The following is a 24,047-nucleotide window of genomic DNA, read 5'->3' as shown; positions in this document are numbered from 1 at the left end:
TTTATAACCTCCTTTCATCATCCATTTGATAAACATAAGCTAATATTTCTGCTACAGCCTGATACAATTCAGCCGGGATTTCTTCTCCAATTTCTACCATTCTATATAAAGCCCGAGCTAACGGCTTTTCTTCTACAATTTCTATCTCATTTTCTTGGGCTACTTCTTTAATCTTTTGAGCAATATCATCTTGACCTTTAGCTAATACAACCGGCGCTTCCATAGCCTCTATATCAAATTTAATAGCTATGGCGAAATGAGTCGGGTTAGTAATTACTACATCTGCATCCGGTACATCTTGCATCATTCGTTGCTGCGCCATTTCTTGCTGCTTTTGCTTACGCTGTTGCTTTACTTCTGGATTACCTTCTGTCTGTTTCCGTTCTTCTTCTACCTCTTTCTTACTCATTTTCAAATCCTGTTCATGCTGCCAGCGTTGATAAAACAAATCCATAATCCCTAATACAAGAAAAAGAAGGCTAACCCTCATCCCTAATTTAAAAGATAAACCACCTAATAAAGAGATTACTTTCTCTAAATTACTATAAATTAATAATAAAAATTCAGAAACTACAGCTCTAATAGTAACAAAAGCAATCCCTACTACCAAAACTATTTTGGCTACAGATTTAACTAATTCTACTAAAGTTTTTTTAGAGAACATTTGTTTGACACCTTGTATCGGATTCAACTTACTAAATTCAGGCTGTACAATTTGCGGAGAAAATAAAAAACCAATCTGTAAAATGGAACTTAAAACTCCAACTACCATAACCATCGTAAAAATCGGAGCGATCAACCTTAGTATAAATCTCATTATTTCTATACTTAAATTATGAATAGTTAATAAACTAAATTCCATACTAAAATATTGAGTATAAACCTTAGTAATGAAACGCATAATTTCTTTTAAAATATGAGGCATCACAAAAAACAAAATCACAAAACTAAAAAATAATGTTAAAGCAGTATTTAGTTCTTGACTTTCAGCTACTTGCCCTTCTTCACGAGCTTCTTCTCTCCGCTTGGGGGTCGGATCTTCGGTTTTTTCGGCATCATCTGGCATTATCATCCCCCCTATAGATAACTCATCATGGTCCCATTACTTGTAATACATTATATAAATTTTGGACTGTATCTGTAAAGAATCCTTCTAAAAAATTTATATAATTACCTAAAACAAAGCTTAACATCAATAATCCTACTAAACTCTTAGTAGGCATTCCCATAATAAATACATTCATCTGGGGTACTACACGAGCTACTAATCCAAATGCTAAATCAATTATAAATAAAATACTAACAATTGGTAAAGCAATCTTAAAAGCTATTGGGAATATATCTCCAATGATTTTCATTAACGACTGAGCCAATCCCGTAGAAAAAGACAATTGATTAATCGGAACCATCATAAAACTCTCATCTAATAATTTTAAAATATAATGATGTCCATTAACTGTTAAAAAGATCAAAGTTGCCACTATATTTTTAAATTGCCCTACTAATGGTACTTGGAATCCTTCACTAGGATTCATCACATTAGCTAAAGCATAACCCATCCTACGATCAATAAACTGCCCTGCCAATTGAATTGTAGTAAAAGCTAAAGAAAATATAAATCCAATAATCAGACCAACAATAAACTCCATCACAAAATATATAAACATTTTTAATAATGGTTGTGGCCATTCAATTTGTGCTACAGGAATTTGAGGGTATAAAATAAAAATAATTAGCAGAGCTAAAGCTAATTTTAAACGTTTAGGCACAGCCTGACTGCCGTAAATAGGGGCTATCAAAAACACAGCAATAATTCTGAATAAAATTAACCCTAAATGATAAATTTGGATTAACAACTCTTGTTGATTCATAAAATTCCCCTTACTTATAGCAATTTTAACACCTTTTTAAGAAGATTAATTTAATAATATTTATGATGACAAAATAGATAGCTCTGTTTTCTATCACAAGCACTTATCACCCCACATACTGGGGGATACTAGTAAATAAATTAGTGATAAATTCCATCAATGTACTCAACATCCAAGGGCCAAAAACAATAATTGAAGCTAAAACAGCTAAAATCTTAGGTACAAAAGTTAAAGTCTGTTCCTGAATTTGAGTAGTCGCCTGAAAAATACTAATTGTCAAACCAGCCGCCATTCCTAAACCTAACATCGGAGCAGTCACTTTCATTACTGTTAATAAGGCTTCACGACCTATATCAAGAACTTGAACTTGATTCATCTATATCGCTCCTTTACTAAAAAGTTTCAATTAACGACTTAATTACTAAATACCATCCATCTACTAAAACAAATAATAATATTTTAAAAGGTAGTGAAATCATAACAGGAGGAAGCATCATCATCCCCATTGACATTAGAGTACTTGCTACAATCATATCAATCACTACGAAAGGCAAATAAATCATAAACCCAATTTGAAATGCTGTTTTTAGTTCACTAATCACAAAAGCCGGGACTAAAACATACAGCGGAATATCTCGATGATTATCAGGCCGCGGCATTTCCGACAAATTAACAAACAGAGCAATATCTTTTTCTCGAGTATATTCAAACATAAATTCTCTCACTGGTTTTGTAGTTCGCTCAAATGCTGTAGCTTCATTGATTTCTTCTTCCAAATAAGGCTGTAAAGCTTCTTGATTTACTTGACTCCACACTGGAGCCATAATATAAACTGTCAAAATCAAAGCTAAACCAATCAACACCTGATTAGGAGGCATTCTCTGTGTTGCCAAAGCACGTCTCAATAAAGACAATACAACAATAATCCGGGTAAAAGAAGTTACTAAAATAAGTATTGCCGGTGCTAAAGTTAATACTGTTAATAATAACAGTATTCTCATTGACATAGCTAAATCTTGTGGTTGAGCCTCTCCATCACCAATTTCTAATCTCAAATTAGGGATTTCAAATTGAGGTGCAGCAAAGGCAGTACTTTGCATAAATACTAACAAAAGTACTACTAATAAACTAAGTAATAAGTGTTTATTCTTCATCTTTGCTATCAGTACCTTTCTTAAAGTAATTTAGTATATTAGGCCCCTGGGCAGTTGATTCTTCAAAATCTTCTACATCTAATTCTACCTGCTTCACAAACTCAATTTTTTGCTCAGTGGCAGTTACTAACCAAATCTCTTCTACTACTTGCACTAAATATAAAACCTGATCGGAGTTTAAATAACTCCGCTCTAAAACTTTAATTTGATTAGTTTCATTAAATACTTTTTTATTTCTAATAAATTTAGCTATAGCATAAAACAAGCTTAAAATCCCAACTAAAACTAATAATACTTTCAGCAAATCCCAGGTATATTCCATACAATCAACCCTTACTTATAATTTCTTAAGTCTTTCTTCAGAACTAATTATATCAGTCACTCTAAATCCAAAGTTCTCATCAATAACAACTACCTCACCACGAGCAATGATCTTACCATTAGCTAATAAATCAACAGCTTCTCCTGCTAACCTATCTAATTCAATTACTGAACCAGGCGCTAAGTCAAGGATATCTTTAATTGGCATCTCAGTTTTACCTAGTCTAACAGTTAATTCTAATGAAATATCATTAATCAGACTAATATCTTTTGCTGAAGCTTTTCCATTACCACCTAATTCTTCTAATTCTACATCTTGCACTTCAACATTTTCTTGCTGGACTCCTGGACTAGCAGCTTGATTTCTTTGTGCTTGCTGTTGTTGTGGCTGTTGTTGGGCCACTTGTTGCTGATTATTCTGAGCTGCTGCAGCTTGTTGTTGATTAACTTGAGCTGCTGGCTGCTGTTGCTGTTGTTGTTGCTGTTGTTGTGGCTGCTGCTGTTGTTGTTGTTGATTAGCAGCTTGTTGCTGTTGTTCTGGCTGAGAACTAGTTGTTTCTTCTGCACTACTGCTGGTTTCACTTTCACTCCCCCCAGGATTTAATAAACCACTAGCTAATTTCTTAGCAAATTCTATAGACATCACTTGCACTATTTGACTATCAACTAAATCTCCAATATGAAGGTCAAAGATTATATTAGCTACTGGTTCTTCATCTGAAACACCTTCAATATCTATAGCTGATTTGTCCATATCTAATAACTCAGCTTCTGGAGGAGAAATATTAACCTTATCCCCTTCAAAGAAATCAGACATAGAAGTAGAAGCAGAACCCATCATCTGATTCATTGCTTCTCCAACAGCACTAATATGCATCTCACTTAATTCTTCTGGTGGAGCCGTACCATCGCCTCCCATCATTAAATCAGTAATGATTGAGGCATCTTTAGATTCAAGAATTAATTGGTTACTTCCTTTTAATCCCTCAGTATATTTAACATCGACTACCACACAAGGTCGTTCATAATCATCTACTAAGTCCTTTAATTTCTTCACTTCAACTCGGGGAGTAGTAATTTCCACTTTTTTATTTAAAAGACCATACAACGCAGTAGCAGCAGAACCCATGGAAATATTTGCTACTTCTCCAATAGCATCTTTTTCCATTTCCGATAATGGATCTTCAAAATCTTCAGTATCTGCCTCTACATCAGTCTCTTCTGTAGTATCAACTTCTTCAGCCCCTTCATCATCTTCATCATCATTTAATAATGCATTAATTTCATCTTGTGATAAAACATCATCACTCATTGTCTTCCTCCTCCCAATCATCTTCTTCGGATATTTCAGAAGTAATTTCTACAGCTACTTTACTTCCTTTCTTTCCTGCTTTAGCTCTAAATTTTTCTCTTCCATCAACATTAATAACTAAATCTTGCTCAGTCTTAGAATCTAACCTCAATACATCACCTTTATTTAAATTTAATAATTGATTAATAGTTACGGTAGTACTTCCCAACATTGCTTCTACTTGCAATTTTGCTCTACCCAGTCGTTTCTTTAAATCAGATAAATTCTCTGATTTTGATTCACTCATTGAAGTAGCAAACCAATATTGAGCACTTAATTTAGAAACTAATGGTTCTAAAACAATATAAGGAATACAAATATTTATTAGTCCTTCAGTATCACCAATTTGCGTCTCAAAAGTAGCAAGTATAACCATATCATTACTAGGCACAATCTGGGTAAATTGCGGATTAGATTCTAATTCTCTTAAACGCGGCCGCAAATCAGCTACATTTTCCCAAGCTTCACCAAAACTATTTAAAATATGTTTATTAATCTTTTTCAGTACAACCTCTTCAATATCTGTAAATTCTCTACCTTCGGCATTTTGACTAGTATCTCCACCACCAAAAATACGTTCTACAATTGCTAAAGCAATTTTAGGATTGATCTCAATAATAAATTCACCATTAAAAGGATGAAAATCACAGATTCCCATTACTGTAGGCTGCGGTAGAGAACGAATAAATTCATCATATGATAATTGTTCTATAGAAGTTACATCTATTTTGACCATTGTTCGCAACTGAGTAGAAATTTCTGTACTCACTAAACGACCAAAACCTTCATAAATCATTCTGAGAGTTCTCAGCTGGTCTTTAGATAATTTATTGGGTCGCTTAAAATCATATACTTCTATTTCTTTCTCATTTTCTTCTTCTTTTAATTCTTCAGTTCCTACTTCTCCTGAAGAAACTGCATCTAATAAATTATCTATTTCATCTTGCGATAAAACCCTATCTGAGGGCATATTACTACCTCCCATCTCAACAAACTAACTGCCAATTTAAATACTTTACTGTACTACAAATTCAGTAAAGAAAACATTAGTAACTTTACCTTGAGCTAAGTGCTGATTTACTCTATTCCTAATTTCTTGTCGTAATTTCTTAGCAGATGGATTATTACTAATATCTTTCATCTCTTTAGACCTTAAAATTGAAATGATTGTATCTCTAATTTGTGGAGTCCTATTTTGAATCTCCTCAATTACATCTTTATTATCTACTTCTACAGAAATTTTGATCTTAACATAACTATTGCTACCTGATAAATTAACTAAAAATTGATCTAAATTATGAGTAGGACCTATTTTTTTAACTTCTTCTTTTTTCTTTTTAGATTCTTCAGTTCCATTTTCAGCATTTCCATTACCTAAACCACCAAATTTCATCATCATAAAGTAAGATAAACTAGTAGCTAATACTACTGATAATACTACTGCAATAATCAAACTTAAATTAAAGCCATTATCATTATTGTTTTCATTTTCCTCGTCAGCCATCCAAAGCTCCCTCCTTCTGTTGCTGATCCATTCTTAAAATTACAATATCTACTCTTCTATTCTGCATGCGGTTTTCCAAACTTTTATTAGGTACAATTGGTTTATATTTTGAATATCCGGCAGCAGAAAGGCGCGTCGGGTCAACATTATCATTTTCAATAAAATATCTAATCACATTTGTTGCTCTAGCAGTAGATAATTCCCAGTTAGACGGGAATTCAGAATTATTAATTGGTAAATCATCTGTATGTCCTTCTACCATTACATCATTAGGCACGGTTTTAATAAATTGAGCCATGTTATTCAATATTTCTTTAGCATCTTCTTTTATTTCGGCCTCTCCAAGGTCAAAAAGAACTTTTCCTGTAAATCTAACTGTCAATCCTTTATCAGTGATTTTGGTTTCGACATCCTCTTCTAGACCTTGGTCTCTAATATATTCTTCTACTTTAGTATTCAAGTCACTTAATTGGCGAGCACCACTTCTTTGGCTATTTAATCCAGCATCAATCATCGGAGCTGAAGAAATAGTTTTCCCGCCTTTTAAGACGCCTAGTTTTCCTTGTAAACCTTCAATCATCATTTTAAATTTATTAGCATCTAAAGAAGAAAAAGAATATAATAATACAAAAAAGGCTAATAAAAGGGTCATCATATCTCCATAGGTTGTCATCCAATCTGCTCCACCATCATCATCTTGTTTTTTTCTATCCCGCGGCATTGGCATTCATCTCCTCTTCTTCCATTTCAACTTCTGAACGGGTAGCTGGTGGTAAAAAGGCTTTTAACTTTTCTTCTACAATCCGAGGGTTTTCTCCAGCTTGAATTGACAAAATCCCTTCAATTATAATTTCTTTAACTAAAATTTCTTCTTCACTCTTTACTTTTAATTTTTCAGCTATTGGAATAAAGATTAAATTACCTAATAAAGCTCCATAAAAAGTTGTAATTAAAGCTGTTGCCATTCCTGAACCTAATGTACTAGGATCTTCTAACTTACTTAACATCCCAATTAAACCAATTAAAGTACCTATCATTCCAAAAGCAGGAGCTAATTCTGCTCCTTTAGCATATACACTTCGACTAATTGAATGTCGTTCAGATAGAAAATCAAGTTCCGTCTCTAATATATTCTTTACTAATTTAGGGTCTGTACCATCTACTACTAATTGAATTCCCTTCTGCAAAAACTCATCATCTAACTGATTAGCTTCTTCCTCTAATGCTAACAATCCTTCTCGTCTTGCTTTTTCAGCAAAACTAACTAAGACTGAAATAACTTCACTAGCTTCATCTTGTTGGCTAGAAAAAACAACTTTTAGAGCCATTGCAGCATTTTTTAGCTGTTCAAAGGAATAAGCTAAAATTACTGCTCCAAAAGTACCACCGATTACAATTAAAGCAGAAGTAGCACTAGCATAGATGATTAAATTCCCCTGTAGGAACATACCAAATAATACAAGAGCTGTTCCCAAAATCAATCCAACAATTGATGCAAAATCCATTCTACCACCTCTATTTATTCAGGCTTAAAATTAACTTTTCTTTGATAATTAATTACTTTGTCAATAATCAGGTCTACATCTTCTTGCACAATAATTGTATAACCAGAAGTTAACTTGACCACTGTATCAGGAGTAGCTTGTACAGATTCAATTAAATCCGCATTAATCACAACTTCAGAATCATCAAGCCGAGTAACTTTTATAATTCATAATCACTCCTTTACAATCTAATCCTGCTAAAAAAGTAGGGGGACAAGGCCCCCCCTCTATTTAAATGATTACTATCGCTTTAAATTAACTAATTCTTGTAATATCTGGTCTGAAGTCGAGATTGTTTTAGAGTTAGCTTGAAATCCACGCTGAGTAGTAATCATTTCTGTAAATTGCCGTGATAAATCAACATTAGACATCTCTAAACTACCAGATTTAATATTCCCTAATCCCCCTGAAGCTGGAGCACCAATCTTAGGCGCTCCGGAGTTATTAGATACTCTGAACATCGTTTGTCCCTCAGAAGCTAAACCACCTGGATTATTAAAACTAGCTAAAGCTACTTGTCCAATAGTTTGACGCATCCCATTATCATACTCTCCAGTGATTGTTCCTGTACTATCAAAAGTATAATCTACTAATGAACCAGCTTTATAACCATTTACTGTATCTCTATCAGCAGTCATTTCTTTATAATTCTGAGTCATATTAGAAAAATCTAGATCAATAGAAACTGGCGTTGCAGCTCCATCATCTTCATACTGAGGATTAAACTCTAAGTTACCAGGAATATTACTGTTAGCAGCATCATAACTTCCATCCCCATTAAAGGCAACTGTTCCAGTAGTATTATTAGTGTCAGCAGCATGGGTACCACTAATATCATACTCTACATCACCTTGCTTATCTTCAATATGAGTTACCTCATAATCCCAAGTATTAGCTGCATTTTTAGTAAACCTCAAATCAACTTTATGCAGTCCACCTTGCGAATCATAGGATTCAAAAGAAGTATTCCACTGCTCACCATTAGCTGCAGCTGCATCTAAATTACCACCATAAGTTACTTCCGTTGTAGATTCCGCCGGCATATTCTGTTTTAAAGTTAAACCCTCTAATTCACCATTGGTATTAATATCGCCATTAGCATCTGCTTGCCATCCTCTCACTCGATAACCTGTAGTGGAATTAACTAAATAACCATTTTCATCTTTAGAAAGTGTACCAGAACGAGTATAGCGTTGACTGATACCATTACTTACTACAAAAAATCCTTCTCCTTCAATAGCTAAATCTTGATTACGACCAGTAGATTGTAAACTACCTTGGCCCATATCTTTATCTATACTTCCTAAACTTGTTCCTAATCCAATCTGTTGCGGGTTTGTTCCACCGCGTCCTCCTTGCGGAGCAGAAGCACCTTGTATCATTTGGCTAAACATAGTTTTAAAAGTAGCTCTACTACCTTTATAACCAACAGTATTAACATTAGAAATGTTATTACTTACAACATCCATTTTATCCATATGGGCTTTCATACCCGAAACTCCAGCGTACATTGAACGTAACATAGCTAAACCTCCTATTTTTAATTTGCAGTTTGTGATTTTTGCTAGGCTCTTTAATTCTTGCTTTATTATCTGCGCAAGCTATATGCAGCAACTTTTGCTTGGCTCTCTACTGGCCGCTTCTGTCAGTTCACGGCCTCTGACTTCCCGGTTTCGGGTCCAGTCAAAATTTTATTCCATTACAACTGCACTATCAATATTAGTTACAACTTTACTATCCATGCTATTTTTATCCATAGCAGTAATTACCGTATCATTCTCTACACTTACAATATATGCATTTTCTCCTGCCATAACTAATGATTCTTTAGCACCTTTATCTTTAGCTTTAGTTACAGCTTCTTGTAATTTATGCAAGTCATCTTGAGCTAAATTAATATTTCTTGATTTTAATCGCTGTTTTGCATGTTTAGAAAATTTAAGTTTATTCGTCTTTAACTTATTCTCTAAAAGCGACTTAAAATCAGATTGCCCTTTTTTAGACTGCTTTAGATTCTGACTTTGCTTCCTTTGAGGTGCTAATGGCTGATTAGAATAAATCTTAGTCATCAGCAATCACTCCCCAGCTATAATCTGCTGAATATTAGCTAAAGGATACTTGCTACCATTAACGGTAATTGTAGTACTGTCACCAGTTACATTAGCTTTTTCAATTTTACCTGTAATAGTTTGACCAGTACTAGAATTTAATACTTCTACTTTTTTACCTACTAAACTACCAGCTTGTGATATTTTCTGGAATTTTACAAAATTACCCATGGTTGAATTTAAATTATTCATTTGTTCTAGAGAACTAAACTGGGCCATTTGACTAATAAACTGTTTATTATCCATAGGCTCTAATGGGTTCTGATTCTTAAGCTGAGTTGTTAATAATTCTAAAAATTGATCTTTACCCATGTTATTATTTAAGGCATTAGTAGCAACATCAGTATTTTCTTGACTATCACTTGTTTGTGCTGTCTGCTGAATTTGCCCTTGTGATGATTGATAAATCTGCTGTAAACTCATCATTTACAGACCCCTCCTTCTAAGCCCTATAATCAACTTGGTCATCAATAACTTGCGTTTCATCTTCTTCACTTTGTACTCCTTCAGTTGATAATTGGCCATCTTCTGATTTAAGGCTGAAATTTTTCAACCTATTCTTCTCTTGCTGCTGTTTAAATAAAAAGTCTTGCTGTGATTGATTCTGTTCTGCTAATTCTTCTTCTTGATAGCCCACAGAAACATCAAATTGATCAATTTCAATCCCTTTTTGCTCTAGAGTAGTTTTCAATTTAGTTAAATTACCATTTAATAAATCTTTTACTCCATTATTTTCAGCTAATATTTTAGCAGTTACTGAACCATTTTCTACTCCAATTTTCATTTGGATTTTACCCAAAAATTCAGGTTCTAACTGCATAGTGATTTTATTACCTTGTTTTACTGCATTGAAATTAATTTTGTTATTCATCTGATTTAAAATATTTTGAAATTTGACTGTTTTAGCAGCTCTAGATTTAGTAGCAACTGCTTGGCTAAATACTTTAGCATCAGTATTAAACTGTCCTAACTTAAAATTACTTAAATTGCTTAAATCCATATTAGCATTATTCTTATTCTTGATTGTTTTAAAATCTATAATCTGCTTATCAGAATTTATATCCTTTGCAGCTTCTTGCTTAATTAATTGCTGTCCCAACTTTTCACCTAACTTTTTCAAATCAATAGTAGGCGATTTGGACTGCTTACTTTGTTTAGTTTGTTTATCTTTTGGTTTAACAAGATTAAATTGACTTAATATCTTTTGATTAGCTAAATTCTGACTAGCTTTAGAATCAGACTTAGAGTTAATAACTTTAGCATTAGTCTCTTGTAATAATTTCTGTAACTCTTGAGTAGTATTTTGCAACTTACTCTTTAATTCAGCTTGAGCTTTTGCTTGATTACTCTGTTGTGTCTGCTCCAACAATAATTTTTCCTGGATTGTATTTAATTCTTTCAGCAATGATTTGAACTTATCACTTTGCTTAGAATTAAAGTTATTCATCAAGTTTTGTAACTGTTCTTGATTAGCAGTGATTGATTTAACTAAATTCTTCAACTGATCTTGATTAATCATATCCTGGGATAATTGTTGATTTAAAGTTTCTAAAATTTTACTCAAATTAGTTAACAAAGCTTCTAAATCCTTATCAGATAGTTTATCTGAATCTTGAACTTTAGCTAATAACTTTTTCAACTTTTTTAATTTCTTTTTAGAAATAATTTCATTATCTTGAGCTTCAGTTTTAAAATCTTTACTCTGCTCTCGATTATTATTTATCTCTTCAGATCGATTATTACTTCTTCCTCTAGTACGATTATTGTTATTTTTATTTCGACTCTTGAATTGATTTTGCACTTGATTCTGCTGATGGCTATTTTGTTGGCGACGTATTCGATTGTTATCTTGATTTTTCTGCAACGAAGATATAAAATCACTACTATTCTGATTCGTTTTGCTCTTAGATTGCTGTGGAGAATTAATTTGAGATTTCTTCATTCCTAAAAAATTCATAATATTCATCTCGGCCGGCACGCTCTATCACCTCCTTTCAATACTGCTTCACTCATCACTTCTACTCGTTGTTACTTGATTTGAGATTTCTACTGCTACTTCAGTTGGCATTTGATTCAATATTTCTGCTGCTACATCATTATCTATTTCATTTAAAATATCAACAGTTAATTCAGTCTCTAAATTCGCCAATACATCTGCTGCCCTAGCAGCTTCCATCTCATTATAGATATTTGCTAGTTTTTTGACTTTAGCTTGATATTCTTCTTCATTCTGCTCTCTAGTGGCTAACTGTGATTCCAAATTAGCTACCTGCTCTTTCAAATTAGCAATTTGTTCATCTTTGCTCTGTAATTGAGTATTCAACTGAGTATTCTTATCTTGACTAGTAGATAATTTGTTTTCTAACTCAGTGATTTGTTTTTGGAATTCTTCATTTTCTTTCTTCAATCCGATATATTCATTAACTACCGGCCACTTTTTAGCCTGAGTTAATAACTGTTCTTGCAATTGATCAAATGTATAAACACCACTTACATTTAATAAAAATAATGTAGCACCAGCAAAAAGTATTAATAATATAAGTCCGAGGAGTAATTTTTTCATCTTAGAATTCTCCTTACTAGTTAAATTATAGAACCAGATGAATTATCTTGATTATGATTATAATTATTAGTCGCAACTTCATCAGTTTGCTTTCTTTCTTCTTGTAAAAACTTCTCCCAATGTTCTTCAGCTTGTCTTTCTTTCAATTTTGACAATTTCTTTCTTTCTTTCACTTTAGCTAATAAACGATCTTGACATTCTTCTATTTTTTCTCGCCAATAATCCATTTCTAATTTTGTTTCTTTAATCTGTTCATTTAAGTATTCAATATAATTATGATACTTCACTAAAGTAGTAGAATTAATCCCTTTTTCTTGCTCTTGGGCCAACTTTTGCTGCCAATTTCCTTTATCACTTTTATATTCTTCTAACTGCTCCTGTAATTCATTATAATTTTTTCTTAATTTCATCAATTCTTTTTGAATATTCTTTTCTTCTTGTTTTCTTAAATTCAACAAGGGCTCGAGGCGAAATTCAAATTCTTTCATCTAAATCACTCTCCAGAAAAAATATCGATTAAATGTTGAACAGTTTCTTCATAACTACTCTTTTCTTTAACCCCTTGTTGCAAGAAATCATAAATTTGATCTAATTTAGATAATGCATAATCTAAATCAGGGTCACTACCTTCTTCATAAGCACCAATATTAACTAAGTCTTTTGATTCTTCATAAGTAGCTAAAGTTTCTCGCAATTTATTTGCTGCTTCTTGATGTTGCTCAGTAGTTACATCTTTCATAACTCGGCTCACACTTTCTAAAACATCAATAGCAGGATAATGGTTCTGAGCTGCTAAGTCTCTTGATAAAACGATATGACCATCTAAAATACCACGCACAGCATCAGCAATTGGCTCAGTCATATCATCTCCTTCTACTAAAACAGTGTAAAGACCTGTAATAGTTCCTTTAGAGCTAGTCCCAGCTCGTTCCATCAATTTAGGTAACTTAGCAAAAACTGAAGGAGTATAACCTCTAGTAGCTGGTGGTTCGCCAGCAGCTAATCCAACTTCTCGCTGGGCCATAGCAAATCGAGTTACTGAATCCATCATTAACATTACATCATTACCCAAATCTCTAAAATACTCAGCAATAGTGGTCGCTACAAAAGCACCTTTCGAACGCACTAAAGCAGGTTGATCAGATGTAGCTACTATAACGACAGATTTTTTTAATCCTTCTTCACCTAAACTTTCTTCAATAAACTCCCTCACTTCTCGACCACGTTCTCCAATTAACGCAATTACATTTACATCAGCACTAGTATTTCTGGCTATCATACCTAATAATGTACTTTTCCCTACACCACTACCAGCAAAAATACCCATTCTTTGCCCTTTACCACAAGTCAAGAGTCCATCTAAACTTCTAATTCCTAACGACAATGCTTCTGTTATTCTTTCACGGTGTAAAGGATTAGGGGGCGTATTATCAACTGAATATTGCTCTATATTATCAGCAGAAATTTCAAAATCAGTCATTGCTTCGCCTAAACCATTTAATACTTCTCCTAATAACTCTTCACTAACATTAACTTTCAAAGATTCTCCAGTAGAAAAGACTTTACATCCCGGGCCAATGCCACTCATTTCGCCTAAAGGCATCAATAATACACCATCTTCTTTAAATCCGACTACTTCCGCTTGTACTGTTTCAGCACTAAAACGCGGTTCCACAAAACAAATCTCTCCCACATGTACATTACTTGGCCCTGCTGATTCAATAATTAAACCAATCACTCGCTTTACTTTACCAAATTCCTGGGTTGAAGATAAAGCATCTACCTTATTTATCATCTTATCTAAATCAAAAAATGAGTTAGCCATCTTGATTCACTTCCAATAATTCACTTTTTATTTTTTCTAATTGAGTAGCAACCGTAGCATCAAGACCTCCAAAATCAGTTTCAATAATTACTCCATTATCCTTAATCTCTTCATCCCCAATGATCTTAATTTCTTCAATATAACCATTCGTCATAATCAGGTCTTCTTTTACTTTTTGCAACAATTCTAAATTATTGGGGTTAACTCTTAACTTTAAATTTTCTCCTTCTTCTAATAACTTTAATTTCTTTCTAATCATATTTTCCAAAACTGTTTCATCAAGTTTTAATTTTTGAGCTACAATCTTTTCACTAATTACAATTGCTAACTCCACTATATCATCTTTTATATTTTCTTTTCGCTCTTCAATGTTTTGATGGAAGTTATTAACTTCTTGTTCTATATTCTGCAACAAATTTGCAAACTGCTCTTCTATATCAGCTTTTCCTTTCTTTTTACCTGCTTCACGTCCTTCAGCTAATCCTGCTTGATAACCTTCTTCTTTTGCTTCAGCAAATATTTCCTCTTTCTCTGCTTCAATTTCTTGCTGGGCTTCTGTTTTGATTTCTTCTGCTTTTTCTTTAGCCTCAGCAATTATTTCATCAGCCTTATCCTCAGCTCGGTCTATAATTTGCTTTGCTTCTTCTTGCTCTTCTGACTGAGGAGATTCAACTTCTTCTTTTTGCAGTTTGAAATTAGAATTATCTAATTTAACCTTCTCGCCAGACTTAACCTGGTTTGATTTGATAACATTAGACAATTAACTCATCCTCTCCACCACGGCTAATAACAATTTCTCCAGATTCTTCTAATCTGCGAATCTCATTTACTATCTTTTGCTGTGCTTCTTCAACATCACTAATACGTACTGGACCTAAATATTCTATATTCTCTTTTAACATTTCTGCAGCTCGACCAGATTGGTTACTAAAGATTTTTTCACCAACTTCATCACTAGCAGTTTTCAATGCTAAAGCTAAATCATCAGTATCAACTTGTCTTAATACAGCTTGTACATCTCTATCAGTTAATAAAGTAATATCTTCGAATACGAACATCTTTTGTTTAATTTCTTCTGCCAATTCAGGGTCTTCAGTATCTAACTCATCTAAAATATTCTTTTCAGTACCTCGATCAGCAAGATTCAATACATCAACAATAGTATCTATACCTCCAGCTTGAGAGTATTCATTAGTAACTAAAGAAGATAATTTACGTTCTAATACTCTTTCTACCTCTTTAATTACCTCTGGCGATGTTCGATCCATTGTTGCTATTCGTTTAGCTACTTCTGTTTTTTTATTATCGGGTAAAGAGGACATAATAGTAGCAGCCTGTTCTGGATCTAGATAAGCTAAGATTAAAGCAATAGTTTGAGGATGCTCATTTTGAATAAAGTTCAAAATCTGTGCTGGATCTGCTTTTCTTAATTGATCAAAAGGTCTAACTTGTAATGACGCTGTTAATCTATCAATAATATTATTAGCTTCATTCTCTCCTAATGCTTCTTCTAGTACATCTTTAGCATAATCCATACCACCATGACTAATATAATCATAAGCCACACACATTTGGTGAAACTCATTCATGACATCTTCTTTTGTCTCAGAATCTATCTTATCTAAGTTAGCAATTTCTAAAGTTAAATCTTCAATTTCTTCTTCATCTAAATGTTTAAATATTTCTGCTGAAGTATCTTTCCCTAAAGTCACCATTAATATTGCTGCTTTTTCTTTACCAGATAGTTCTTCAGCCACAAACCATTCACCTCCTTACTTTTAATCTTCAGCCATCCAGCTTCTTACTAATTCAGCAATCTCTTCAGGTTGTTCTTCTGCCAATTGTTTTAGTTCTTGCTGCATTTCTCGCTTAGCTTGTTCTTCTTCACTTAATTCACTAGTAGCAGCTTGTTCTGATTCAGCATCATCAACTGTATAATCAATACCTTCTGCTGTTTGGGAAGCTGAACCACTTGATGAAGATTGAGATTTACGAAAAATATAAAATAATAGACCGAGGGCAACAATGATTCCAGCAATCATCAAGTACATATTTCGCCGCCTTTCGGCTTCTAATTGTTGTTGCGCTTCAGTAGTAGCCTCTGCTACTGATTGGTCAAATGGCATTCCTATCACAGAAATCTCATCACCACGTCCTTGATTATAACCTACAGCAGTAGAAATAGCTCTTCTAATCTGCTCTTGCTGTTCATCACCTAAATCTTCATTAACCATCACTGAAACAGACAAACGTTCTATATTCCCTTGTTCCTTAACAAATTCCTCAACTTTTTTATTAATCTCATAATTTACTATTTGCTCTTCACTTTCGCTTTCTTGCTGCTGTTGGCTATTTTCTTGATACTGTGGTATGTTAGATGTAGTACCAGGCACTCCTTCAGGAGTCGTAGTAGTCCCTTCTTGACTTTGCTCTTTAGTTTGCCTACTTCTGACAATGCCTTCTTCTCCTACTACTGGTTCATATTCCTCACTTTTGACATTTCGCTGATTAAAATTTAAATTAGCATTGACCTTAACTACAAAATTATTCAATCCTAAAACTTTGGTCAACATTACATTTAAATCTTCTTCCATCGTAGATTCTAACTGATTTTTCATCTCTAAATGATTACCAAAATCATTTCCTTCTTCTTCTTGTTCTAATTTAGCAGATAGCAAATTCCCACCTGTATCTACAATTGTTACATTAGCTGGGTCAAGAGTTTCTACGCTACTAGCTACCAAATTGGCAATTGAACGAACCTGCGCAGTTGACAACTGTTGATATTGATCTAATTTTAACATTACTGATGCTTTAGCTGGTTTTGCTTTATCTTTATAAATACTATCTTTACTGGGGGTCACTTGTACTTTAGCATAACTAACATTCTGCATTTGTTTAATTGTCCTGGTCAGTTCTCCCGATAAAGCTCGATAGTAATTAACCTTTTGTTCAAAATCGGTACTTCCAATTTGAGTTTGATCAAATATTTCAAAACCTGTTACTCCCCCAGACGGCAATCCTTCACTAGCCAAATCCAGTCGGAGTTGATGAACTTTACTGCGCGGCACTAAAATACTGCTACCGCCGTCTCCGATTTTATAATTTATTTGTTGTTCTTTAAGTCTATTAGTTATATTACCAGCATCTTTAGAAGATAAATTATTAAATAAAACAGTATAATCTGGCCTGCTAGCCCAGTTAACTAATATTAATAATCCTAAAAAAGCAATTATAGTAGATACAGTAATTATAATCTTAGCTCTTTTACTAAAATTATTCCATAATTGCAAAAACTGATTTTTTAATTCAGTAAAATTACCAACCATATTCACACCCCAATCTGACTAACTAAATACATCACACCTGCATCCTCATAATTTCTTGATAAGCTCCAACGACTTTATTACTTACTTTAGCTGTTAAGTCTATTGATAATTTTGCTTTTTGTGCTGCAATCATTACTTCATGCACATTATCCACTTTACCTAAAGCTAAATCTTTTCCAGCTTGATTAGCTTGGTCTTGTAACTGATTAACATTAGAAATTGATTGTTTTAAGTATGAGGAAAATGACTTTTTATTACTATTATCTTTTTGCTTAATTTGATTATTCATTTGAGCTATACTCCTATTTGAAATCCCTTGAATCTCCATTATAATATACCTCCCTTAATTAACCAATCTGTAAAGCACTTTTCACTATTTCTTTTGAGGTATTAATAGCAGTAACATTAGCTTCATAAGCTCTACTTGCAGACATCATATCTGTCATTTCAGAAACAACATTAATATTAGGCATCTGGACATATCCATTTTCATCAGCATCAGGATGATTAGGCTTATACACTAATTTAGGAGGTTGACTGCTTTCTTTTATTTTTGAAACCTCCACCCCATTACCTACATTTTGATTATTACTAGAGAGACCATTATTCATTTCCGCTTTTAATCTTGAAGCAAAAACTGGCATCTTCTTGCGATAAGGGCCTCCATCTTCAGTCCTAGTTGTATTAACATTAGCAATATTATTAGAAATAGTATCCATTCTTAACCTTTGGGCGGTTAAACCAGAAGCACTAATATCCATTCCCCTAAACAAAGACATTCTTAATTACCTCCCTTTTGAATAACTGAACTCATCCGATTAAACTGATTAGAAACTTGTTTAACAATAGCCCGATATTCTAGACTATTTTTCGCCAGCTCAGCCATTTCTTTATCTATACTTACATTATTACCATCATTACGAAAAGAAGTATTTTCATTTTTACTAACTTGTGGTTGTACTTCATTTAAACTACCTGCACCAGTAGCAATATGTCTATTATTAGTAGTAGCTAAATCATTACTTCCTTCCATAGCACTCTTTAATTGATTGCGAAAACTAACAGAGCGACGTTTATAATTTGGGGTATCAACATTAGCTAGATTATTACTAATAGCTTTGTTTCTTAAATCTAGTCCATTCAATGTCTTTTCTAAGACACCAAAGCTTTGGTTGCTAAACAAACTCATTCTACCTCCCCTATAATATATTAAATTATTTTTATTGATTCTTACGGATTACTCATTGTTTAATATTCGACATTTTGAGAGTGATGTCCTGCAAAAAGTTATAATTATAGCACTAAAGAATATTTTTTTGCAAATTCATGCCATAAAACTAGCGTGCCCCTATTTTTTAGACACGCTTAATTTTATAAATAACTAATTTCTAGTTATCTTTCTATATTTAATTCATCAAATAGCCTTTCATTTAAAACTTTAATATGGGTTCCCTTCATTCCTAGGGATTTAGATTCAATTACTCCAGCACTTTCAAACTTTCTTAAAGCATTAACAATCACTGATCGCGTAATCCCTACTCGATCTGCAATCTTACTAGCTACAACTAATCCTTCTGCACCATCTAATTCAGCAAAAATATGTTCAATAGCTTCCGTTTCTGAATAAGATAAGGTTTCTAAAGCGATATGCACAGCCGCTTTCTTTCGGGCGCTTTCTTCTACTTTTTCACTTCTTACTCTTAAAATTTCCATTCCTACAACCGTAGCTCCATATTCAGCTAAAATTAAATCACTAGCTCCAAACTCTTCATTAAACCTAGCAATCACTAATGTCCCTAATCTCTGCCCACCACCATTAATAGGTACTACAGTAGTCAATTTATGCTTGAATAAGCATTCTTCTCCTTGCTTAAATACACACTGACCGTCCTGTTGTTCATAATTAGAACGAGTTTGATTAATATCTAAAAGCCAGTCATTATAATCAGGAGGAAATTCTCCTTTATCTAAAACTTCTTGTTTCATTAAATCACATTCAAATTGATCAATCAAATGATAACTTAAAATTTCACCTTGCTCATCAACTAAGTATACATTCCCACCAATTGTTTCCCCTAATAATTTTGATATCTTATCAAAATCTACTGGATGACCGGCCGAACGCTGTAATAAACGATTTATTTTTCTGGTTTTGTTTAAGAGCTCTTTCATTGCTTATTATCCTCCTTAATAAACCATTCTTCAACAGACATCAATAAATTACATACTTCTATTTTATCTTACTTATTGCTATTTTTCAAATCAAAGAATATATTTACTTAAATCTTTATCTTGAACAACATCATCTAATTTATCCTTTACATACTCACGATCAATTTGAACCTTATCCTCTCCCATGTCTGGAGCCTCAAAAGAAACATCTTCTAACAATTTTTCTACAATAGTATGCAGTCGACGAGCACCAATGTTTTCAGTTTGTTCATTAACTTTAAAAGCAATACTAGCTATTTCATCAATTGCAGTAGTAGTAAATTCAATCTCTAGCCCTTCGGTAGCTAATAATGCTGTGTATTGTTTAGTCAAAGCATTTTCAGGTTCAGTTAAAATTTCTTTAAAGTTCTCTTTAGATAAATTATTTAGTTCTACCCGCAAAGGAAAACGACCTTGTAATTCTGGAATCAAATCAGTTGGATCAGATACATGAAAGGCTCCAGCAGCAATAAATAAAATATGATCTGTTTTAACTGAACCATATTTTGTATTAACTGTTGACCCCTCAACAATAGGTAAAATATCTCGCTGCACCCCTTCTCGCGAAACTTCTGGGTTTGAATTAGACTGCCCCCCAGAAATTTTGTCAATTTCATCTAAAAAGATAATCCCTGACTGTTCAACACGATGGATTGCTTCACGATGAACTTCATCCATATCAATTAACTTTTTAGCTTCTTGATCTTTTAAAATTTCTTCTGCTTCTTCAACTTTGACTTTCCTAGTTTTTTTGGAATTAGGCATCATCCCCCCAAACATATCTTCAAAATTTACACCTAATTCCTCAACTCCAGACCCTGAAAAGATCTCTACCATTTGTGAATTATTATCTTCTACTTCTATTTCTACAATCCTATCATCTAATTCTCCTGCTTCTAATTTCTGAGCTAATTTTTCTCTATGTTTTTTAAATCTTTGGTCACGGTCTGTTTCTTCTTCGTTAATTTCTTCTTCATCATCAGAAAACAGGCCTTCAAAAGGATTACTACTTTTTTTAGGCTGTGGCAATAAGATATCTAATAATTTTTCTTTAGCTAATTGTTCTGCTTTCTCTTCTACTTCAGCTCTTTTTTCTTGTTCAACCATTCTAATGGCTGTTTGTACTAAATCTCTAATCATTGATTCTACATCACGACCAACATAACCTGCTTCAGTAAATTTAGTAACTTCTACTTTACTAAATGGTGCTTGGGCCAATTTAGCCAAGCGTCGAGCAATTTCTGTTTTACCTACACCAGTGGGACCAATCATTAATATATTTTTAGGAATTACTTCATCACGCAAATCATCATCTAACTTTTTTCTGCGGTATCTATTTCTCATTGCAATAGCAACAGATTTCTTAGCATCTTCTTGCCCTACAATATATTTATCTAATTTTTCTACTATTCTTTGTGGAGTTAAATCTTCCATCGTTATCCCCCTTATAATTTTTCTACTGAAATATTATCATTAGTATAAATACAAATATCAGAAGCAATTTTTAAAGATTTTTCAGCAATTTCTTCTGCACTTAGATCTGAGGATTCTTGATAAGCTTTAGCAGCAGCTAAAGCATAAGAGCCCCCAGAACCAATAGCTGTCACTCCTTCATCTGGTTCAATAACATCTCCAGTTCCAGAAATAACTAATAATTGTTCTTTATCAACTACAATTAATAATGCTTCTAACTCGCGCAACATCTTATCTGTACGCCATTCTTTAGCTAATTCTACTGCCGCTCGCTTTAAATTACCATGAAACTCTTCTAACTTCCCTTCAAACTTTTCAAATAAAGCAAAAGCATCTGCTGCAGAACCAGCAAAACCTGCCAACACTTCTCCATTATGAATCCTTCTAATCTTTTTAGCTCCATGTTTCATGACTGTATGTTTCATTGTTACTTGCCCATCTCCAGCAACAGCCACATCATCTCCTTGTTTTACTGCAATTACCGTTGTAGCATCAAACACTTCAACCACTCCAATCTTCAATTAATATTTAAGGTTAAGTTTGAGTTTAAGTCTAAGTTTAAGTCTAAGACTAAATATAAGTTTAAGATTGAGCTTGAAACTAAGGTGAATTTAAAATAAAAAAATACTTTTTACGCTTATACTTGCATTTGAACTCAAATTTAAAATACTTAAGCCCATACTCATTCTTACTAACTAACTTAACTCAATAGTTTCATATTTACAGTCTTCATCAATACAGTACTTGATTGTTTTATTTTTCCTCTTCTTTTCCACTAAAAAACTCCCACATTCTGGACATTCTTCCTCAGTGGGATGATCCCAAGTCATAAACTCACATTCAGGATAATTGCTGCACCCATAAAAGCGGCGCCCTTTTTTGCTTTTGCGTTCAATCACTTCACCATCTTCACACCGAGGACACTCTACACCTGCCTTAACTAAAAAAGGTTTAGTATTTTTACACTCAGGAAAGCCAGGACAAGCTAAAAACTTTCCATAGCGACCATATTTAATTACCATATTACGGCCGCATTTTTCACAAATTTCATCAGTTTCTTCTACCATATCTACTTCTTCCATTTCATCATGAGCTTCTTCTAATTTATCCTGAAAAGGAAAATAAAATTCAGATAATATTTCTCTCCAATCTGCTGTACCTGCTTCTACTTTATCTAAATTATCTTCCATTTGAGCAGTGAATTCCACATCAGTTACATTAGGAAAATGTTTCACTAATAATCCATTAACAACTGCCCCTAATTCTGTCGGCTTAAATTTTTTTCCTTCTTTTTCAACATAGTCACGATCTTGAATAGTTCCTATAATTGTTGCATAAGTACTCGGCCGGCCAATACCTTCTTTCTTAAGAGTTTTGACTAATTTGGCTTCTGTATATCTAGCGGGAGGATTAGTAAAATGTTGAGCTAATTTTATTGTACTTAATTCTATTTTATCTCCTGGATTGAAATTTGGTAATAAAGTATCCTCTTTTTGCTCCCGACTCTGATCCACTTGCAAAACCCCAGCAAATAATTGCTGTGAACCATTCGCTCTAAGTAAGTATTTCCCGTTTTTACTTTTAATATTAACACGCAGTGTTTTATAAAGGGCAGGAGCCATTTGACTAGCTACGAACCTTTCCCAAATTAATTTATATAATTTATACTGTTCCTCATCTAAATATTCTTTCATCTTCTGTGGAGTTCTAAATACAGAAGTAGGACGAATAGCTTCATGGGCATCTTGTGCTTTAGAATCTACTTTATAATTTCTATCTTCAGCTAAATATTTCTCACCAAATTCATCCAGTACATATTGTTGTACATTAGTCTGAGCTTCTTTAGCTATTCTAGTTGAATCGGTTCTCATATAGGTGATTAAGCCTACAGTTCCTTCTGCACCAATATCTACACCTTCATACAGTCTTTGAGCTACAAACATTGTTTTTTTAGCACTAAAATAAAGACTATTAGCAGCTTGTTGCTGCAAGCTGCTAGTAGTAAATGGAGCAGCTGGATTTCTTCGCCGCTGCCCTTCTTTTATTTTACTCACCTTTAATTTTCGTTCTTGCAAATCTTCTTTGAGTTCTTTAGCCTCTTGTTCATTCTTCAACTTATATTTTTGATTGTTAATTCTATATAATTTAGCTGAAAATTTATCATTAGCTGGATTTTTTAGATTAATTTCTGCAGTCCAGTACTCTTCAGGTTCAAATTTATTTCTGGCATCTTCTCGTTCACAGATAATCCTTAAAGCAACTGATTGTACCCTTCCAGCACTCAACCCTTTTCTAACCTTTTTCCAAAGCAAAGGACTTAATTTATAACCAACAAGTCTATCTAAAACCCGCCGGGCTTGTTGAGCATCAACTCTATCTTTATCAATAGAACGTGGATTTTCTAAGGCCTGCTGAACTGCAGCTTCAGTGATTTCATTGAACTCAATCCTACATTTATTTTCTTCATCTACCTTTAGAGCATTGCTTAAATGCCAGGAGATAGCTTCTCCCTCCCGGTCAGGATCAGTTGCTAATAATACCTTTTTACTTTTCTTAGCTTTCCGCCGTAACTTCTGTAGTATCTTTCCTTTACCGCGAATTGTAATATACTTAGGCTCAAAATTTTCTTCAACGTCAACTCCTAATTGACTTTTAGGCAAATCAATTAAATGCCCCATTGAAGCTTCTACAGTATATTCTCGACCGAGAAATTTACTAATTGTTTTGGCCTTAGCAGGAGACTCTACAATCACTAATTGTTTCTTCTTTTTGGCCATAGCCTTCACTCCTCCA

28 protein-coding genes are annotated in these 24,047 nt (G+C 33.5%); all 28 read right to left on the bottom strand.

The annotated features are described in order from the left end of the window. Position 1: 1 nt before the first annotated feature. Positions 2 to 1,066: a flagellar biosynthesis protein FlhB gene (gene flhB, locus JOC47_RS00895; protein ID WP_204700075.1), complete on the bottom strand. Its 1,065-nt coding sequence runs from the start codon at positions 1,064 to 1,066 to the stop codon at positions 2 to 4. Between the two features lie 25 nt (positions 1,067 to 1,091). Beyond that, positions 1,092 to 1,871, bottom strand: coding sequence for a flagellar biosynthetic protein FliR (fliR, locus tag JOC47_RS00890; protein WP_204700074.1), 780 nt, complete (start codon positions 1,869 to 1,871; stop codon positions 1,092 to 1,094). A 106-nt stretch (positions 1,872 to 1,977) separates the two neighbouring features. Continuing rightward, positions 1,978 to 2,247, bottom strand: coding sequence for a flagellar biosynthesis protein FliQ (gene fliQ / locus JOC47_RS00885; RefSeq protein ID WP_204700073.1), 270 nt, complete (start codon positions 2,245 to 2,247; stop codon positions 1,978 to 1,980). 16 nt (positions 2,248 to 2,263) lie between these two features. Continuing rightward, positions 2,264 to 3,025 carry a flagellar type III secretion system pore protein FliP gene (gene fliP / locus JOC47_RS00880; protein WP_204700072.1) on the bottom strand — a complete coding sequence of 254 codons (762 nt, stop codon included), beginning with the start codon at positions 3,023 to 3,025 and terminating at the stop codon, positions 2,264 to 2,266. After that, positions 3,015 to 3,347 carry a flagellar biosynthetic protein FliO gene (locus tag JOC47_RS00875; RefSeq protein ID WP_204700071.1) on the bottom strand — a complete coding sequence of 111 codons (333 nt, stop codon included), beginning with the start codon at positions 3,345 to 3,347 and terminating at the stop codon, positions 3,015 to 3,017. The genes fliP and JOC47_RS00875 overlap by 11 nt, the downstream gene beginning before the upstream one ends. A 15-nt stretch (positions 3,348 to 3,362) precedes the next feature. Continuing rightward, positions 3,363 to 4,658 carry a flagellar motor switch phosphatase FliY gene (gene fliY, locus JOC47_RS00870; protein ID WP_204700070.1) on the bottom strand — a complete coding sequence of 432 codons (1,296 nt, stop codon included), beginning with the start codon at positions 4,656 to 4,658 and terminating at the stop codon, positions 3,363 to 3,365. Then, complete coding sequence (fliM, locus tag JOC47_RS00865; protein ID WP_204700069.1) at positions 4,651 to 5,667, bottom strand: flagellar motor switch protein FliM; 1,017 nt, start codon at positions 5,665 to 5,667, stop codon at positions 4,651 to 4,653. Before fliM ends, fliY begins: the two co-directional genes overlap by 8 nt. A gap of 45 nt (positions 5,668 to 5,712) precedes the next feature. Then, complete coding sequence (locus tag JOC47_RS00860; RefSeq protein WP_204700068.1) at positions 5,713 to 6,201, bottom strand: flagellar basal body-associated FliL family protein; 489 nt, start codon at positions 6,199 to 6,201, stop codon at positions 5,713 to 5,715. Next, positions 6,194 to 6,922, bottom strand: a complete 729-nt coding sequence (locus tag JOC47_RS00855; protein WP_204700067.1) for a flagellar motor protein MotB — start codon at positions 6,920 to 6,922, stop codon at positions 6,194 to 6,196. The genes JOC47_RS00860 and JOC47_RS00855 overlap by 8 nt, the downstream gene beginning before the upstream one ends. Next, on the bottom strand, positions 6,909 to 7,706 hold the full coding sequence (locus tag JOC47_RS00850; RefSeq protein ID WP_204700066.1) for a motility protein A: 798 nt from the start codon (positions 7,704 to 7,706) through the stop codon (positions 6,909 to 6,911). The genes JOC47_RS00855 and JOC47_RS00850 overlap by 14 nt, the downstream gene beginning before the upstream one ends. Before the next feature lie 14 nt (positions 7,707 to 7,720). Next, on the bottom strand, positions 7,721 to 7,909 hold the full coding sequence (locus JOC47_RS00845) for a flagellar FlbD family protein (RefSeq protein WP_338035299.1): 189 nt from the start codon (positions 7,907 to 7,909) through the stop codon (positions 7,721 to 7,723). Positions 7,910 to 7,987: 78 nt separating this feature from the next. Beyond that, positions 7,988 to 9,268, bottom strand: coding sequence for a flagellar basal-body rod protein FlgF (gene flgF / locus JOC47_RS00840; protein WP_204700065.1), 1,281 nt, complete (start codon positions 9,266 to 9,268; stop codon positions 7,988 to 7,990). Positions 9,269 to 9,436: 168 nt separating this feature from the next. Beyond that, complete coding sequence (locus tag JOC47_RS00835) at positions 9,437 to 9,814, bottom strand: TIGR02530 family flagellar biosynthesis protein (RefSeq protein WP_204700064.1); 378 nt, start codon at positions 9,812 to 9,814, stop codon at positions 9,437 to 9,439. A 6-nt stretch (positions 9,815 to 9,820) separates the two neighbouring features. Then, positions 9,821 to 10,279: a flagellar hook capping FlgD N-terminal domain-containing protein gene (locus JOC47_RS00830; RefSeq protein ID WP_239550834.1), complete on the bottom strand. Its 459-nt coding sequence runs from the start codon at positions 10,277 to 10,279 to the stop codon at positions 9,821 to 9,823. 16 nt (positions 10,280 to 10,295) lie between these two features. After that, on the bottom strand, positions 10,296 to 11,831 hold the full coding sequence (locus tag JOC47_RS15845) for a flagellar hook-length control protein FliK (RefSeq protein WP_204700063.1): 1,536 nt from the start codon (positions 11,829 to 11,831) through the stop codon (positions 10,296 to 10,298). Positions 11,832 to 11,858: 27 nt separating this feature from the next. Further along, a complete protein-coding gene (locus JOC47_RS00820; RefSeq protein WP_204700062.1) occupies positions 11,859 to 12,416 on the bottom strand; it encodes a MotE family protein in 558 nt (185 codons plus the stop codon). Positions 12,417 to 12,436: 20 nt separating this feature from the next. Then, positions 12,437 to 12,904 carry a flagellar export protein FliJ gene (fliJ, locus tag JOC47_RS00815; protein WP_204700061.1) on the bottom strand — a complete coding sequence of 156 codons (468 nt, stop codon included), beginning with the start codon at positions 12,902 to 12,904 and terminating at the stop codon, positions 12,437 to 12,439. A gap of 5 nt (positions 12,905 to 12,909) precedes the next feature. Continuing rightward, entirely contained in the window at positions 12,910 to 14,241 is a 1,332-nt protein-coding gene (gene fliI / locus JOC47_RS00810) for a flagellar protein export ATPase FliI (protein WP_204700060.1), read from the bottom strand. Next, positions 14,234 to 15,001: a FliH/SctL family protein gene (locus JOC47_RS00805; protein WP_204700059.1), complete on the bottom strand. Its 768-nt coding sequence runs from the start codon at positions 14,999 to 15,001 to the stop codon at positions 14,234 to 14,236. Before JOC47_RS00805 ends, fliI begins: the two co-directional genes overlap by 8 nt. Beyond that, entirely contained in the window at positions 14,994 to 15,998 is a 1,005-nt protein-coding gene (gene fliG, locus JOC47_RS00800; RefSeq protein ID WP_204700058.1) for a flagellar motor switch protein FliG, read from the bottom strand. Before fliG ends, JOC47_RS00805 begins: the two co-directional genes overlap by 8 nt. A gap of 21 nt (positions 15,999 to 16,019) precedes the next feature. Then, positions 16,020 to 17,570 carry a flagellar basal-body MS-ring/collar protein FliF gene (gene fliF / locus JOC47_RS00795; RefSeq protein WP_204700057.1) on the bottom strand — a complete coding sequence of 517 codons (1,551 nt, stop codon included), beginning with the start codon at positions 17,568 to 17,570 and terminating at the stop codon, positions 16,020 to 16,022. Positions 17,571 to 17,601: 31 nt separating this feature from the next. After that, positions 17,602 to 17,898, bottom strand: coding sequence for a flagellar hook-basal body complex protein FliE (fliE, locus tag JOC47_RS00790; protein WP_204700056.1), 297 nt, complete (start codon positions 17,896 to 17,898; stop codon positions 17,602 to 17,604). Positions 17,899 to 17,917: 19 nt separating this feature from the next. After that, the gene (gene flgC, locus JOC47_RS00785; RefSeq protein WP_204700055.1) at positions 17,918 to 18,349 is read right to left on the bottom strand and encodes a flagellar basal body rod protein FlgC; all 432 of its coding nucleotides are present in this window, start codon (positions 18,347 to 18,349) and stop codon (positions 17,918 to 17,920) included. A gap of 2 nt (positions 18,350 to 18,351) precedes the next feature. Beyond that, positions 18,352 to 18,759 (bottom strand): flagellar basal body rod protein FlgB, encoded by a 408-nt coding sequence (gene flgB, locus JOC47_RS00780; protein ID WP_204700054.1) that lies wholly within the window; start codon positions 18,757 to 18,759, stop codon positions 18,352 to 18,354. Positions 18,760 to 18,962: 203 nt separating this feature from the next. Then, positions 18,963 to 19,742, bottom strand: coding sequence for a GTP-sensing pleiotropic transcriptional regulator CodY (gene codY, locus JOC47_RS00775; RefSeq protein WP_204700053.1), 780 nt, complete (start codon positions 19,740 to 19,742; stop codon positions 18,963 to 18,965). 90 nt (positions 19,743 to 19,832) lie between these two features. Then, entirely contained in the window at positions 19,833 to 21,215 is a 1,383-nt protein-coding gene (hslU, locus tag JOC47_RS00770; RefSeq protein ID WP_204700052.1) for an ATP-dependent protease ATPase subunit HslU, read from the bottom strand. A gap of 11 nt (positions 21,216 to 21,226) precedes the next feature. Then, a complete protein-coding gene (gene hslV, locus JOC47_RS00765; RefSeq protein ID WP_338035289.1) occupies positions 21,227 to 21,754 on the bottom strand; it encodes an ATP-dependent protease subunit HslV in 528 nt (175 codons plus the stop codon). A 195-nt stretch (positions 21,755 to 21,949) separates the two neighbouring features. Then, entirely contained in the window at positions 21,950 to 24,031 is a 2,082-nt protein-coding gene (gene topA, locus JOC47_RS00760) for a type I DNA topoisomerase (RefSeq protein ID WP_204700051.1), read from the bottom strand. Positions 24,032 to 24,047: the final 16 nt, after the last annotated feature.

The sequence above is a fragment of the Halanaerobacter jeridensis genome (assembly GCF_016908315.1).
GTDB classification, from domain to species: Bacteria; Bacillota; Halanaerobiia; order Halobacteroidales; family Halobacteroidaceae; genus Halanaerobacter; species Halanaerobacter jeridensis.
The sequence above is the reverse complement of the archived record's forward strand: the minus strand, read 5'-3'. Positions and strand labels throughout refer to the sequence as shown.

What these genes read in the sequence shown, in the direction of transcription:
- JOC47_RS00835 (WP_204700064.1), bottom strand. Translation starts at nt 9,814, where the DNA reads ATGACTAAGATTTATTCTAATCAGCCATTAGCACCTCAAAGGAAGCAA.
- JOC47_RS00875 (WP_204700071.1), bottom strand. Translation starts at nt 3,347, where the DNA reads ATGGAATATACCTGGGATTTGCTGAAAGTATTATTAGTTTTAGTTGGG.
- fliP (WP_204700072.1), bottom strand. Translation starts at nt 3,025, where the DNA reads ATGAAGAATAAACACTTATTACTTAGTTTATTAGTAGTACTTTTGTTA.
- flgB (WP_204700054.1), bottom strand. Translation starts at nt 18,759, where the DNA reads ATGAGTTTGTTTAGCAACCAAAGCTTTGGTGTCTTAGAAAAGACATTG.
- codY (WP_204700053.1), bottom strand. Translation starts at nt 19,742, where the DNA reads ATGAAAGAGCTCTTAAACAAAACCAGAAAAATAAATCGTTTATTACAG.
- JOC47_RS00830 (WP_239550834.1), bottom strand. Translation starts at nt 10,279, where the DNA reads ATGATGAGTTTACAGCAGATTTATCAATCATCACAAGGGCAAATTCAG.
- fliY (WP_204700070.1), bottom strand. Translation starts at nt 4,658, where the DNA reads ATGAGTGATGATGTTTTATCACAAGATGAAATTAATGCATTATTAAAT.
- flgF (WP_204700065.1), bottom strand. Translation starts at nt 9,268, where the DNA reads ATGTTACGTTCAATGTACGCTGGAGTTTCGGGTATGAAAGCCCATATG.
- JOC47_RS00855 (WP_204700067.1), bottom strand. Translation starts at nt 6,922, where the DNA reads ATGCCGCGGGATAGAAAAAAACAAGATGATGATGGTGGAGCAGATTGG.
- fliE (WP_204700056.1), bottom strand. Translation starts at nt 17,898, where the DNA reads ATGGAGATTCAAGGGATTTCAAATAGGAGTATAGCTCAAATGAATAAT.
- JOC47_RS00860 (WP_204700068.1), bottom strand. Translation starts at nt 6,201, where the DNA reads ATGGCTGACGAGGAAAATGAAAACAATAATGATAATGGCTTTAATTTA.
- JOC47_RS00850 (WP_204700066.1), bottom strand. Translation starts at nt 7,706, where the DNA reads ATGGATTTTGCATCAATTGTTGGATTGATTTTGGGAACAGCTCTTGTA.
- fliM (WP_204700069.1), bottom strand. Translation starts at nt 5,667, where the DNA reads ATGCCCTCAGATAGGGTTTTATCGCAAGATGAAATAGATAATTTATTA.
- fliR (WP_204700074.1), bottom strand. Translation starts at nt 1,871, where the DNA reads ATGAATCAACAAGAGTTGTTAATCCAAATTTATCATTTAGGGTTAATT.
- fliQ (WP_204700073.1), bottom strand. Translation starts at nt 2,247, where the DNA reads ATGAATCAAGTTCAAGTTCTTGATATAGGTCGTGAAGCCTTATTAACA.
- fliI (WP_204700060.1), bottom strand. Translation starts at nt 14,241, where the DNA reads ATGGCTAACTCATTTTTTGATTTAGATAAGATGATAAATAAGGTAGAT.
- hslU (WP_204700052.1), bottom strand. Translation starts at nt 21,215, where the DNA reads ATGGAAGATTTAACTCCACAAAGAATAGTAGAAAAATTAGATAAATAT.
- fliF (WP_204700057.1), bottom strand. Translation starts at nt 17,570, where the DNA reads ATGGTTGGTAATTTTACTGAATTAAAAAATCAGTTTTTGCAATTATGG.
- topA (WP_204700051.1), bottom strand. Translation starts at nt 24,031, where the DNA reads ATGGCCAAAAAGAAGAAACAATTAGTGATTGTAGAGTCTCCTGCTAAG.
- flhB (WP_204700075.1), bottom strand. Translation starts at nt 1,066, where the DNA reads ATGCCAGATGATGCCGAAAAAACCGAAGATCCGACCCCCAAGCGGAGA.
- JOC47_RS00820 (WP_204700062.1), bottom strand. Translation starts at nt 12,416, where the DNA reads ATGAAAAAATTACTCCTCGGACTTATATTATTAATACTTTTTGCTGGT.
- fliJ (WP_204700061.1), bottom strand. Translation starts at nt 12,904, where the DNA reads ATGAAAGAATTTGAATTTCGCCTCGAGCCCTTGTTGAATTTAAGAAAA.
- flgC (WP_204700055.1), bottom strand. Translation starts at nt 18,349, where the DNA reads ATGTCTTTGTTTAGGGGAATGGATATTAGTGCTTCTGGTTTAACCGCC.